The 13,491-nt window shown below is 53.3% G+C and carries 11 protein-coding genes; 5 read left to right on the forward strand and 6 right to left on the reverse strand.

The genetic code is table 11. The features are described 5' to 3' along the window. Positions 1-5: 5 nt before the first annotated feature. The 4 genes from WIF35_RS08390 to WIF35_RS08405 all read right to left on the reverse strand — a co-directional run bounded on the left by WIF35_RS08390 (position 6) and on the right by WIF35_RS08405 (position 7,620). Positions 6-680, reverse strand: coding sequence for a uracil-DNA glycosylase (locus WIF35_RS08390; protein ID WP_412481112.1), 675 nt, complete (start codon positions 678-680; stop codon positions 6-8). A gap of 29 nt (positions 681-709) precedes the next feature. After that, positions 710-2,563 carry a DNA recombination protein RmuC gene (gene rmuC, locus WIF35_RS08395; protein ID WP_412481113.1) on the reverse strand — a complete coding sequence of 618 codons (1,854 nt, stop codon included), beginning with the start codon at positions 2,561-2,563 and terminating at the stop codon, positions 710-712. A 17-nt stretch (positions 2,564-2,580) separates the two neighbouring features. Continuing rightward, positions 2,581-6,030, reverse strand: coding sequence for a DEAD/DEAH box helicase family protein (locus WIF35_RS08400; protein WP_412481114.1), 3,450 nt, complete (start codon positions 6,028-6,030; stop codon positions 2,581-2,583). Positions 6,031-6,111: 81 nt separating this feature from the next. Further along, positions 6,112-7,620: a sigma-54 interaction domain-containing protein gene (locus WIF35_RS08405; RefSeq protein WP_412481115.1), complete on the reverse strand. Its 1,509-nt coding sequence runs from the start codon at positions 7,618-7,620 to the stop codon at positions 6,112-6,114. Between the two features lie 181 nt (positions 7,621-7,801). Here WIF35_RS08405 and WIF35_RS08410 point away from each other — a divergent pair, with 181 nt between their 5' ends. From WIF35_RS08410 to WIF35_RS08430, 5 genes are all read left to right on the forward strand, one after another. Next, positions 7,802-8,098: a hypothetical protein gene (locus WIF35_RS08410; protein WP_412481116.1), complete on the forward strand. Its 297-nt coding sequence runs from the start codon at positions 7,802-7,804 to the stop codon at positions 8,096-8,098. A gap of 11 nt (positions 8,099-8,109) precedes the next feature. Continuing rightward, positions 8,110-8,382, forward strand: coding sequence for a helix-turn-helix domain-containing protein (locus WIF35_RS08415; RefSeq protein WP_412481117.1), 273 nt, complete (start codon positions 8,110-8,112; stop codon positions 8,380-8,382). Positions 8,383-8,449: 67 nt separating this feature from the next. Beyond that, positions 8,450-10,240, forward strand: a complete 1,791-nt coding sequence (locus tag WIF35_RS08420; RefSeq protein WP_412481118.1) for a DEAD/DEAH box helicase family protein — start codon at positions 8,450-8,452, stop codon at positions 10,238-10,240. A 2-nt stretch (positions 10,241-10,242) separates the two neighbouring features. Then, positions 10,243-10,425: a hypothetical protein gene (locus WIF35_RS08425; protein WP_412481119.1), complete on the forward strand. Its 183-nt coding sequence runs from the start codon at positions 10,243-10,245 to the stop codon at positions 10,423-10,425. A gap of 3 nt (positions 10,426-10,428) precedes the next feature. After that, on the forward strand, positions 10,429-10,899 hold the full coding sequence (locus tag WIF35_RS08430) for a hypothetical protein (protein WP_412481120.1): 471 nt from the start codon (positions 10,429-10,431) through the stop codon (positions 10,897-10,899). 123 nt (positions 10,900-11,022) lie between these two features. On the opposite strand, the gene WIF35_RS08435 is transcribed toward WIF35_RS08430, so the two are convergent. Both WIF35_RS08435 and WIF35_RS08440 read right to left on the reverse strand, forming a co-directional pair. Beyond that, entirely contained in the window at positions 11,023-11,613 is a 591-nt protein-coding gene (locus WIF35_RS08435) for an antitoxin Xre/MbcA/ParS toxin-binding domain-containing protein (RefSeq protein ID WP_412481121.1), read from the reverse strand. Between the two features lie 154 nt (positions 11,614-11,767). Further along, positions 11,768-12,286 carry a helix-turn-helix domain-containing protein gene (locus WIF35_RS08440; protein ID WP_412481122.1) on the reverse strand — a complete coding sequence of 173 codons (519 nt, stop codon included), beginning with the start codon at positions 12,284-12,286 and terminating at the stop codon, positions 11,768-11,770. Between the last annotated feature and the right edge of the window lie 1,205 nt (positions 12,287-13,491).

The following is a 13,491-nucleotide window of genomic DNA, read 5'->3' on the forward strand; positions in this document are numbered from 1 at the left end:
ATTCCTTAAGGGGTAGTAATACCACGCTCGATCATTTCGGAGCGAAGCAGAGCCTTGGCTTGTTGAAGCATAAGACGGTTCTGAGGTTCGTTCAGCCAACGCGAAGCGCCAGACGTGTGGGGAAAGAAAATGACGGTGCGGCCGTTCCAAATTTCCTTCTTCCCAACAAAGTTCTCCAGCCGAGCATCACTCGACTTACGGCCAGTAAGCTTGAGGAAAGCTTTGAGCGGCAATCCCCCCAAGGTCACGATGATCTGCGGATCGGCCAACTGGATTTGCCCTTTAAAGAACGACTGGCAGTTACGAATCATCTCCGCGGAGGGCAATACATCCTCGCGAACCTTGCCTGCTCGTAATTTTGGCTTGCTGCCCGGAAAACACTTGATTACGGCAGACGAATACACGAGCTCGTCAAATCTGGCACGCGACAATCCGAGTTCGTCAAAAATCCCCCGAATGCCTTTCCCCGCGTCGCCTTGGAACGGCTTACCGGTCTCATACTCGGTGAGTCCCGGCGCCTGTCCTATCAACATCACTGGCTTGGGAATAAGCCCCGTTACAATCGGACGCGGTTCTACACAAGTATTGTTAACGCGTGGATCAACCGGATATTCAGCGAAAAGTGTGGCGCACTTGCGGCAGCTTCGCATCGCTTCATCGATCGCTTGATACTGATTCATAAAATTTGGATTCCGAGTTTGGTTAATGCTTAAACCTGAAGTAAAGCAGGTGACTCGTCAGTTGCAGCTTCCACTAGCGCAGTTGGCAGAGCCTTGGTCGGTTTTACCCCCAACTGCTTGAGCATTTCGGCCTGACGAATGACATTACCGCGCCCGCCAGTCAGCTTTGAATGGGCCGCGTCGTATTCTTTCTGTGCTTGGTGCAGACGATTGCCGAGGGATTCAAGGTCCTCGACGAAGCCAACCAGCTTGTCGTAGAGCTCCGCACCGCGTTTCGCGATATCTTGGGCATTACGATTCTGTGCTTCTTGCCGCCAAAGATGGGCAACGGTGCGCACAACAAACAGCAGCGTAGAGGGGCTGACCAACAGGACATTTTTCTGCCAGGCATCCATGAACAACTCACGGTCATGCGTGACTCCCAGCATGAAGGCAGGCTCAATGGGGACAAACATCAGAACGAAATCGAGCGACTTCAGCCCATAAAGCGCCTGGTAGTTCTTGTCTGACAAGCCCTTAATGTGGGCGCGAATGGAGTCAAGATGGCGTTTGATGGCGCTTTGGCGATCTTCTTCCGTTTCGGCCGAAGCGAAGTCTTCGTACGCCGTCAGAGAGACCTTGGCGTCAACGACAAGGTGGCGATCTTCTGGCAGATGGACAACGACGTCAGGTTGCGCGCGGGAGCCATCCTCGCGAGTATGACTTTCCTGGACGTCGTACTCCTCGCCCTTACGGAGACCGGAGGCTTCGAGTACCCGCTCTAACACAAGCTCACCCCAGTTACCCTGCGCCTTGCTGGATCCCTTTAGGGCACGAGTCAGGTTCTTTGCATCCTGGCTCAACGATTGATTGAGATCCATTAGTTGGCGAACCTGCTCCGCGAGGGCTGTGCGGTCTTTGCCCTCCTGAACGTAGACTTCTTCCACCTTGCCTTGGAATTCCTGCAGTTTCGTTTTAAGAGGCTCCAGTATCTGGCCAATATTCGTTTGATTTTGCTCGGTGAAGCGCTTGGCTTTCTCTTCCAAAATATCGTTGGCGAGGGACTTGAACTGGTTGGAAAGCGCCTCTTTTGCGTCCAAAAGAAGAGCGAGCTTTTCTTCGGCTTGGCTACGTTCTGCTTCAAGCCGCGTTGTCAATTCGGCCTGATCACTGGTCAGGCGACCTACCTGAGCTTCTGCTTGTTCGCGCAGCCCCTTTTCAGTGAGCCAATCGCTACGTAGGGCCGCCACAATGTCGCGCTCTGATCGAAGCTCAGCACTGAGCTTGCCGGCGTTCTCGCGCAAATTGGCCACGTGTTGTTGTGCTTCCTGCATCGCCATTTCCGTGTCAGCAAGCTTCTTTTCCAGAATAGGGATACGGATGGCTTCAGCCTCGAGCGTGGCCTTACGCTCATTAGCGTTTTGCAATTGTGTGGACGCCGATGCCAGTTGGGCTTGTGTGTCCGAAAGCAGTTGGTCGACCTCAGTAAGGCGAGCAGTCGTAGACTGAAGAGACTGGGTCTTTTCTGCTTCGCTGGTCGCAAGGCCTCGAATTTCCCTCTGCGCCGACTGTAACTGCTCAAGAGTGCCAGTAATTTGCGCCTCAAGTGTTGGCACACGAGATGCGCGTTCGGTAAGTTGAGCACGCTCATCGCGGGCTACATCGAGCGCGTCTCTCAATCTGGCTGATTCGGACTTCAGGCTGTCGTGAGCCTGGATGAGTTGTCCTCGTTCCGCTTCGAGTGCGCGGGCCCGCTCGATTGCTGTCGCAAGTTCGACAGAAAGCTCAGTTCGCCCCTGCTCCTTTGCCGCCGCCTCTTTTCCCTTGGTTATTAACCAAGCGACGGCAAAACCGATTACTAAACCGATGCCAGTAGCGATGATTGAGATGAATTGACTGTCCATGTCTTGTCCCGTTCTTTTTATTGATTGATGGATTGCCCGCTCTCAGGGCGAAAAGCATCGATCACGACAATCAGATCTTCGACTGCGGCGTTATCGAAAATACCATCAGGGCCTTCTTCGCTTACTTGAGTGAAGGGCGATTCGTAGAGCTTATCGAGTGTCACAACGCCAAACTTGGCAATGTGGTTTTGCAGCAATGCCATGAAGCGCTGCTGCTTTGCGTCCATTTGCGGATGACGGGCAAAGAATTCAGCAAATCGTTCGGCCACAATTTCCGGCTCCATACCCACAATGGTGCGGATGGCAGTGGCGAGATCTCCCGCTGTATCGGGGTAAAACTCGGTCAGCCAGGCCAGATTGACGTCAGGGTGATGAGTCAGGACGAGACTGACCAGCGAACCAAGATCGGACTCGCTAACGGCTTCACCGCGCCGAATCTTGCGCAGAGTTGGGTTGGCGTCGAACAGCGCCGCCAGTACCTGCTCCACGCGCTGCCGGTAAGCGACCAGTTCGGTGCCTTCAAGCTTCGGAATATGACGCGCAAACTCGATCTTCGACGCGTCTTCGGTGATATCTAGGACTCGCGGCTTGCCGCCACCAGTCGGCCCGATAACACGATGCTTCATGATGCCACGGAGTTCCTCTCGCACCGTTTCAAGGCCGGAAACATCAGTTTGGTTGACTATGGCTTTCCAGAAATCACCACTGCGAACTTTCTCAATTGCTGTAAGTCTTTCGCGTACTGCGTTGACGTTGATCGGTAGCTGGGCAACCAGTGCCATCAAGTCATCCCGCAAATCATTGAACACGGCCGATTTTTTCAATAGCTCAACCTGCATGCGCGAAACGAGGAGATCTAGCTGGTAAGCAGCTTCCCAGTTGCGTGTATCTCGCCACTGCATCAGCGGTGCAACGTCTTTCAGCAGAGATGAACGCGTTGATGCACTGAGCGCCTGCAATACGTCTGGGCGCTGGACTTCACGAACTTCACGCCATTTTTCTCGCACGGCAATGGTGGTCTCGGGCAACGCAGCTATATCGGCCTGCATGAGCTTGATGGCCAGGTCGTATGCACTGGAATTAGCTGCAGCGATCGCGGTATCGGCCAATTGCAAGCGCGCCTCAAACAGTTTTTGCAGAAGCGACTTGCTGGTCGATGGATTGGCCTCGCGGTAGCTTTCCTCGAAATAGGCGAAATTGCCCCAGTGATCGAAAATGGAGAACTTCTCCTTATCCTGCCCGGGCCCGAAGAGATTGGGGCAAAGGCGGGTTCCGCGCCCGATCATCTGCCAGAATTTGACGTAGGATTTGACCGGCTTGGCAAACACTAGATTAACGACCTCGGGAACATCAATGCCGGTATCGAGCATGTCGACTGAGATGGCGATGGTCAGCACATGCTTTGGGTCCTTGAAGTCGTCGATCAGTTGCTCGGCACGCGTGTCGTAGTTGTCGATGACGCGACAAAAATCACCGCCATATTGCGGATACATCTCGTCGAATAGTTCCTGCATCAGTACAGCATGGTTGTGATTGCGGGCAAATATGATGCTCTTGCCTGGATGGGCGCCGCTGGCATCTTTGATACCGTTTTCCATTAGGTTGCGCAGGATGGCGCGATTGGTGTCCTTGTTGAACACGGCCCGGTCGACTTCGGTATCGTCGTAGGCAATCGATTGAGCGTCCGGCTCGTCGTTTTCCAACTGCTCGCGTTGCTCTGGTGAAAGCTGGTTGTACTTGATACCACGCCGCAAGAACTCAGTCGTATGGGTGTAAACCTCAAAGGGCACGAGATAGCGCGGGGTATGGGTAATCGCCTCCTGATACCCAAAATAGGACGTTGGGTCGCCATCTTCACAGGAAAATAGCTTGAAGGTATTCCGCGCAATGAACTTTACCGGCGTTGCAGTCAGACCGACCTGGAGTGCATCGAAATAGAGAAACAGATCGCGATAGCGGTTGTAGATGCTACGGTGCGACTCGTCGGCAATGATGAGGTCGAAGTATCCGACGTCGAACATTTCATAGGACTGCATCATTGCCGGATAGGTGGCGAGATAGATTCGGTTGGTGACGTCCCCTGCCGTATTGGCGTTGATGTGAATACGTGGCTCGCCAGGCAGGTATTCTTTGAATACATCATCGGCTTGCTTACGCAATTCGCGGCGATCGCATAGGAAAAGGATTCGTTTAGCCCATCGTGCACGAGATAGCACATCGCAAAGCGAGACAGCGACACGGGTTTTGCCTGTCCCTGTGGCTAAAACGACTAACGATTTACGGTATCCCTGACTGAAGCGGTCGCATATCCGTTTGATGGTCTCTAGCTGGTACATGCGCCCTGCGATTTCCGGCTTGGGTGACACCGAATCAAGTGCCAACTTTTCAGATCGCTGGAAATGGAGGTACTGAAGGCTTGCTTTCGAATAAAAACCAAATAGTCGGCGCGGTGTTTGTTTCTGAGAGTCGTCCCAAAGGAAAATATCAAAGCCGTTTGTATAGAAGATAACCGGGCGATGTTTTTTGTCCTGTTCCAGCCCGTCGGCATAGAGCTTTGCTTGCGTTCGCCCTGCCTCTGCATCTTTCGATGTGCGCTTTACCTCAATGACGGCCAAAGGCCTTTCGTTATCATCCCAAAGCACGTAATCAGCAAAACCGACACCGGCTTTATTGTGCGGCTGAGAAATTTTTACCTCTTGGCCAACTTCATCTGTTGAGGCCCCTGCTTTCCCCACGTTCCATCCGGCCGCCACCAGCATTGCATCAATGAGGCGCTTGCGAGTTGTTTCCTCATCAAATTGGAGTTGGTCACAGGCAGAATGGCCCGAGGCAATGAGTATTGATTGCTCGGCGTCGGTTAGTGCAACCGCTTGGGCTTGAGCTTTCGCATTCGCGAGCTCTGCGAGCAATTGTTGCATTTGCTGTTCTTGCGCAGCGATTTGGGATAGCAGTCGCTGACGGTCCCGTTCGAGCTTCTTTGCATCTGAAGGAGGAGAAGGTTGCTCAAATGCTGCAATAGAGCCGGCTTGCCCCGTATCGAACGTCAAATACACCCAACAACCGATGTCGAAGGCCTCTCTCGCCATGGCCAAGGCGGTCAGTGTTGATCCCTGATTGGCATGAACTGCTTTATTGCCGTGCATCCTCAGTGCATGCAGCTTTGTTACGACAACGGAGGGAACCCGCGACCTGAAGGAGTCCTCGTTGAGCAAATCATTAAGATTGGGCTGGTAAGGTTTCGGCAGGGAGAAAGTCGAGTAGACCAGCTCGACCACTCGTTCAGCGAAAAGTCTAAGTTTTGACAGCGCGCTAGCCGGGTCATTGAAAGCGTAGTGCTCAGCAAATCCCCCCAATGCAGCCAAGTCGGGGCGCGTGTTCCGCAGGAATTCAAAATTCTTAGATTGCACGATCCCCCCTTCGACCAGGGCGGTCGCTTCTTTCGTTGCGGGGAGGAACTGGGCATTCATGGTGTGTTGAATTTTTGCTCATTGGTGACGGATGCTCCCCTATTGGCAATCGCCATGCCAGGTTGGTGTTAATTGTGTTCATCAGCCTGCCATCCCATAGCGAATCATCCAATTCCTGAGCGTCTGGTAGTTATCAAAACCAAGCATATCGGCCGCCTGTTTTTTCTTGCCCGAAGAAGCCTCCAATGCCTTACTGATGTAGTGCTTGGAAACCTCATCCAGCAAGGCTTGCAGCTCGAAGCCGTGTCCGATCGGACGGTCCAGAATCCCCTCTGTTTTTCCTTCTGTCGGAAGCAACGCTCTTTCGATATCAGCCTCCTCGATGACGGGGCCATCCGACCAAATTACAGCCCGCAAAATCGTGTGGTATAGCTCTCGAATGTTGCCCGGCCAAGCATAAGAAAAGAGAAGTTTTTTTGCGCCAACGGAAATTTCTTTATGTTGCGCTTCCGGCATGCCTGCGGAATCGGCATTTACCTTGGCGAGGAAATGATCTACGAGCAACTCAATGTCACCATCACGATTACGAAGTGCCGGGAGGTTCAACACCCCCACGGCCAAGCGATGGAAAAGATCCTCACGAAATAGCCCGGTGGCCACATCTTTTTGAAGATTTCGATGCGTTGCGGCAATGATGCGTACGTTTGTCTTCACTGGTCTGGATTCGCCGACGGGGGTGATTTCCTGCTCTTGAAGCGCGCGCAGTAATCGAACTTGGGAATCCAGCGGCAAATCCCCGATCTCATCAAGAAAGATTGTTCCTCCCTCTGCTTCTCGGAAGAGTCCCAAGCGATTGTCAGTAGCCCCAGTGAACGCACCCTTCTTGTGGCCAAACAATTCGGAATTCGCCAAATCTTTCGGAATTGCGCCGCAGTTCACCGGCAGAAACTGCTTGCCTGCACGATCGCTGGCTTTGTGAATCGCCTCAGCAAACACCTCCTTGCCGGTGCCTGTCTCACCGAGAATCAAGACTGGGACCGGGAATGCCGCCATTTTCCGTGCGAGCGCGATTTGCTCCGCCATGACCGCACTTCTGTGCACTACCGCCTCGAAGCCTGGAACAGCCTCATGTGCCGCACTGAGGCGAGAAATACGGTCCCCCGATCGCTGCAAGAACTCTGGCAGAAACTCGTTGGCCAGATCGAAGAAGAAGTCTACCGATTCAAGACCGTGTTCTTTTGAGGTCTGGATCAGCTTCGCCGGAAAACGCGTCTTGGCGAGAATGATCCAGATTGCGGCCATTGCCGGAGTGCCGGCGCTTAGGTGAAACGTGAGTTCCACTCCGTCGCGCGGCAGGCATGCGCGCTTCAGTTCGGCTGTAACGTTTTCGTAGATGTCCGCGTAATCGATCGGACTTCTGAGTCCGACCTCAAACAAATCGGTCTCTACGCACCCGGTGGTTTTTTCCAGCCACTCGCAATAGCGGAAGCTCTCTTCGTAACCAAAATTGGTCAGCAAATAGATGCGGTCAAAATCTTTGGGCGAAGTGAAGGCAGATGCGATGGGGCCAAGCCCGTCCGCACCATTCTTCTCAGCACTTCGCAGATCGGTCCTGCCAATCCAGGACACCAGCCAGCGCTCATTGGCCATAAGTCGCCACCAAAATAAAAATATTTACAAAGTATAAAAATATTTTTAATTTTTGACCATTCCAGTCAAGCGCAATTAATCACCATCTCATTGTTTTATCAGGTTTTTATCTTTTTTGTACGCCTGGCATGCCAACTGCGAAGTATTGGTCATCGCAACTCACTCAAAACGAGGCCAAGCAATGCAGAAATCGAAAAAGGTTGTCGCCATCTACAACGAACTCAAACAGTTCGTCGGCGATGTCGCCAGCCAGGCCGACATGCTGACCTGCGCAGCCTCTTTGGTTGAGCTATTTGCGATCGATGAAGACGGTCTCCATTACGACCTGAACGAAGGACGGGTCACCTACGAATCAACGCCAGTTGATTCAGCAATGCGCGGAAATTGCTGGCGCACGCTTTCCCGGGAATGGCCCGAGATTGGTTGGGAAAGCACTTACGGATGTGGCGGTCGCCACGTAAATCAACTCTACCCATAGAAGGAGAAGACATGAGCGCACTGCGTTTTGGCATGGCCACCGCAGCCAAGGAGCACTTGGCCGGTGGTGAGCCGATTACCCGCCTCGAAGCAATGGTCTTGTATGGCGTATCGAACCTGCCAGATGTCGTCGCAGAGATGCGTAAGCAGGGCTGGATTATCCAATCAAAGCAAGTGGCTTATGCAAAAGCACTGGCCAGGGTGAATCAACACGCTCAGCTGACGCCTCCGAAAAATCTTCCGATTCGGGAAATTCAGCTGACCGAGTACTGGGTAAGCAAATGAAGCAATGAGACGACTTTTTAGCGCACGGCAACGACGAGTTTTGGCCTGGATCTCAGGAGGCCGCTGCATGAAGTGCGGAGTACGTCTCACCAAGGAATTCCATGCCGACCATGTGGTTCCTTTCTCAAGAGGCGGCAGGACGGTAACGAACAATGGGCAGGCCCTGTGCCGGGACTGCAATCTGAAAAAGGGTAGTGATATGTTGAAACTCAGACCGTGGCAACAAGAAGCACTGGAGAAAGCCATTAACTGGCTGACTGTGGCTCGTCAGGATCGTCATTTCCTGATCAACGCCGCTCCTGGCGCCGGCAAAACCATTGGTGCGTCTGTTATCGCCAAACAACTGATCGATATGGGCGAAATTGACCGTGTGGTGGTCATCGCTCCTCGAGCAGAGGTAGTTAACCAATGGGCGGACGATTTCCGTGTTGTGACCACCCGCTACATGGCCAAGGTCACCGGGCGCGATGGTGATATCGCGGGCATGCAATTGGATGTCTGTTCAACATGGGCTGCAGTACAAGGATTGCAAGATGCTATGCAGGCCGTCTGCCGTTCGAATCGGGTATTGGTGATCTGCGACGAACATCACCATGCTGCAGTTGAGGCTGCATGGGGCGACAGTGCGGAAAGCGCATTTGCTGAGGCCCAATTTGTTCTCGTACTGACGGGCACGCCGATTCGCTCCGATGGCACCGAGTCGATTTGGATGGCGTTTGATGATGCAGGTGCAATCGATCACCCTGAAGAAGGGACCTATACCCTTACTTACGGTGAAGCGGTCGATCTCGGTTACTGCCGTCCTGTGACTTTTCATCGTCATGAAGGACGATTCACTGTCGAACTGGACCATGGCGAGCAAGTACAAGTGTCCAGCCGCCAGAAGGCGAGCCTGTCGAAGGAACTCTCCCGAGTGCCTGGGCTTCAACGCGCCCTCGACTTCTATCGATTGGCCTGCACACCGCAATTCGGGCTAGATGGCAAAACCCCATTGGCTGATGGCTACCAAGCCACCATGCTGGAATACGCCTCACAAAAGCTGACGGAACTTCGTCTGCGCATGGCAAATGCAGGCGGCCTGGTCATTGCACCGACCATCGAGATGGCGGAGTACATGGTCAAGCTGATTGAAGCACTGGAAGGTGAAACTCCAATGCTAGTTCACAGCCAGATGCCCAATCCCGAAGCCAAGATTCGGGCGTTTAGGAATACGGACAAGCGTTGGCTGGTTTCTGTCGCCATGGTGTCAGAAGGGGTGGATATCAAGCGACTGCGCCTACTGGTTTATCTTCCTCACGCGCTTACCGAGCTCGCCTTCCGTCAGGCGATTGGGCGAGTCGTAAGGACCGCAGGGCCCGATGACGACACCCGTGCCTACGTTGTGATGCCTAGCATGGAAATTTTGGAGGGCTACGCACGGCGAGTTGAAGAGGAAATGCCGGCTAGTAGCAAGGGCGAAGGGGAGCTTCGCACGAAGAAGTGCCCGGCTTGTAACGCGGAATGTGCATTGGGCGATCGCGAGTGTGGCCAGTGTGGACACGAATTTCCGGCAGCCGCGACACGGATGCGTGGATGCCCGGATTGCGGGGCATTGAACCCGGTTACTGCGAAAAATTGCCACGCCTGTGGCGGTTCCTTGGTTACGTCTTTTTCGTTGAGCCTGGATGAGGCGCTTAGGACAGGGGCCATCGTGCGTGGCATGGACATCGATGAGGCCGAAGTCAGGCATGCCGAGGAGATTGCACCAGAGGTTCGCACTCGCGTCCTGCGTAGCGGTGACCAGAAATTGGTCAAGATCCTGCGCGTCCTGCCCGATGAAAGCTGGGCACGGCTTCGTGAAATTCTGGTGGCGGAGTAATCATGGGGCGAAAAAAACAAGCTGCACTGAATAACGTGAAATTTGAGGGCACGCAGCCAGCCCAGGTAAATCGCAAGCATCAAACTTCAATCAAGTTCGATGGTGAATCGATTGCTGAAGCATATTTGCACATCCGCCAGGAAATGCTCACCCGTAACAACGCACAATCTTCCGAAAAGAGGTGAACTATGACCGTTTCTATAAACGGCCAAGTGATTGAATGGGATGCAACGAACACAGAGGAAATCGTGATTTCTGAGGTCGAAATCGATGATTTCGAGGCAAGGGGTTATGCAATGCTCGAGATTTCAGGCCAACACCGTGCCATCAAATTTCTCCCTTGGCCAGATGGAACGATCGAGATCCAAGCGAAATCGAGCTGGCTGGCCCGAGAGTTTGCCAAATGCGGGCACACAAATTTCGGATACGGTGGCCGCTTCAAGTGCTATCTCTGGGTTGCAGGAAAGCGCCGAACCCTCGTTGATTTCTGGAAGCTGTTCCCTAACCAGGAACATTGCTATGAGCAACAGGCTCATAAAGCCGCGGCTATTGCTCGCATTGAGTCGATTGTCGCTGCTTCGGCAGGTTTAAAAGCGGTAAAAACCAAAGGCGGCTGGGCTCTGTTCAGTGAATCGGAGGCAGAGAACGTTTACGCGTAAAGTAGGCTTTGTACATGAGCGTCTGGAATTTTGTATCAAGACGTCGTTGATCCAGGCACGAGCGATAGTCCCCTTTGGCCGACGTGCGGCCTCTTGATACTGGCACGAAGCCGGATCTAGCCACTACTCTTGAATCGATATCAGCAACTTTTCAACCGCAAAGCACCCCTCTTCGTCTCCCATGATCTCCAATGGAGATTTTCCCTTTAGGGTCACCTTCGGGGAAGACAACCACCTTTCGGCACGAGCGACTCCACCGAGAACTTTCGTCGCTAGAACAACGATTCGTCTTACCCCCATCCTTCGCTGGAGCGACATCGAAGAGGAGGTGGAACGTAATTTTGGATTCGCGTTTGCGTCCCCCACACTTGTACTCAGAAACTCCTTAACGGCTTTGGGAGCCTCACCGTCCTGAGACTCCAAATAGCGCTCGTAGTCGACAATCCCTTTACACGCCGGAAAACGAGAACATCCCCAAAACGGTTGTTTGTCACTTTTTCGAACCCGCTCGACCATGTGCGAGCCACAGAGTGGGCATGAAAGCGCGACTAAATGTACCGATGGATTGCGTTTCTTTGGGATCAGCCCGAGGAGTTCGTTTGGCACCTCGCCGTCAACAAACCAGGCACATCGCTCGCTATCGTACTTAGCGCCATATCGCTTCGCATATCCTGCCATGCCATCAGCAGTATCCAGATAGGTCTTCTCCCTCATTGCTGCTCCATCAGAGTTTAGGTGCATCGCAATCTACTGAGATCCAGTGCGTAACCAAACCATATGACTCGCAGTCAATTTTCTTGATCCAGCAACAACAAGATTGACAAAAAAGATGCGCCCTGCAGGGCGCATCTAAAACCTGAATGGTCGCCTATTTGACCTTGTTGAGACGAACTTCGAACGGCATCCACATGGAGCTGACAGCATGCAAACCTTCGGCGGAGAAGCGTTCGGGCAGGAGTGTTACGCCTTCAGCTTGTTCATACAAAAGAACCACTAGCAGCTTTACCCTCTCGTTCAACTCTGACAACTGGCGGTGCGTTACTCCAGCATCCAGTGCAGAACGCGACCGTGAAATAGCCTCAAGAGCATTCTCTACAGCCGACGGATACTCGCCTTGGCGCATAAAAAAATCACGGGGTTCCATCCATCCGCCCAGCAGATAGCAGACTACGACGGGCAATCCTAGGTATTCGGCTATTTGCCGGTAGATTTTTGAATGAATCGCCAAGAATTTTTTCTTGCCGCTAAACATTACGGAAAGGTAGCTCGCATCGATTCCGATACGCTCGCCCAATTCCGCCAAAGTCAGGTTGTCACGCCGACGTTGAAACTGCAGTAGGTCAAGCAGTGCTTGCCCCTTGTTCGTCACAGTATTTTCTTGATTCATGATGTCCTCGTTAAAAAAGGGACGGGATGTCCCTCTGGTATAGCGATGCCGACGCTTTTTTCAGGACGAAACAGAAAATAAGTAACCGATGTCTTTCTGCAGATTGATCAGGGAAGCCAGGGAAGGCCCCCGTCCGAAAACGGGGGCCTTAAAGTAACAACAATTAATGAAAGCCTGGGCACACCGCACCAGACACCTTTTTGCGCTCACATCGTCGCCAAACGATGCTGTCCCCCACCCTGCCGCCAAGCAGGATCGGAGGCCAACACTACAAACGGGCTGCCAGGCCCGATTTTTTCCCTCGCGGGAAACACACTTTCGCAAACGCTCCCGGCTTTTGGGACGAGGTGCCAGCCTCGCCACTGCGTACACAGTTCCCAACGGACTTCGGTCGTATCGTCCGATTGGTCAAACCCTATTCACCGAGTCTCCCTCTCTCTCCCTCGTTCCACACGATGCCAGCCGTTATGGTCAGGAGAGAGGCTCCCCAATTAGATTGCAGCTACTGCGAAATACAACGCCATTGTCTCAGTCACGTAACTAGCCTCCCGGCTTTCCGTAGATTTCCCCGGCCCGATGTTCCATAGCGGCTCAGGTACTCGTTACGTACGTCATCGACGACGAACCATGGCTCAATGCCGATGGCTTTGTATTTCTCCGCACAGCACCCTCGTGGGTGCCGTTACACGCTTGAGCTATCCAGAGATCCCAGGTTTCCCTAAGTATCGACTGCGCCAGGTTTCCCCTTGCAGCCCTCATGTATCACTACATGCTCATCAGCCGTCGTGTGCGGCACAGGTTGCACTCTTCCGATATGCCCCCCGGGTCAGACTTCACCGACTTTCACTTGCAACCAGGTCACACAAGCATTTCCTCTCGTGCGCCGTTTCATGGTCGCCCAACGTCCTTGTCCTGTTGCCCGTGGCCGACTGGTCGTTACCTGGCAATCGGTCGGGACGTGCGATCGGGTCGAACCGGGGAGTTGCACCCCGGAGCGCCCAGCGTAGCCGCACCAGCCCTATTAGAGGCATGCGGCTTCAGCGTTTGCTTGGTTGAAGATTGGCGATCTTCAACCTGCTGGATTGGCGATCCAGCTTGCCTTTCGGCAGTGTGTTTGCAGTTGGCGTTCTGCCCGAAGCACCAGCCCTGCTAGGCAGGCGCTTTGGGCAGAACGCCGCGGCATGCGCTCGCAGTCGACCTTCGTC

Origin of the sequence: Azonexus sp. IMCC34839, from assembly GCF_047047955.1 — a bacterium.
GTDB lineage: Bacteria > Pseudomonadota > Gammaproteobacteria > Burkholderiales > Rhodocyclaceae > Azonexus.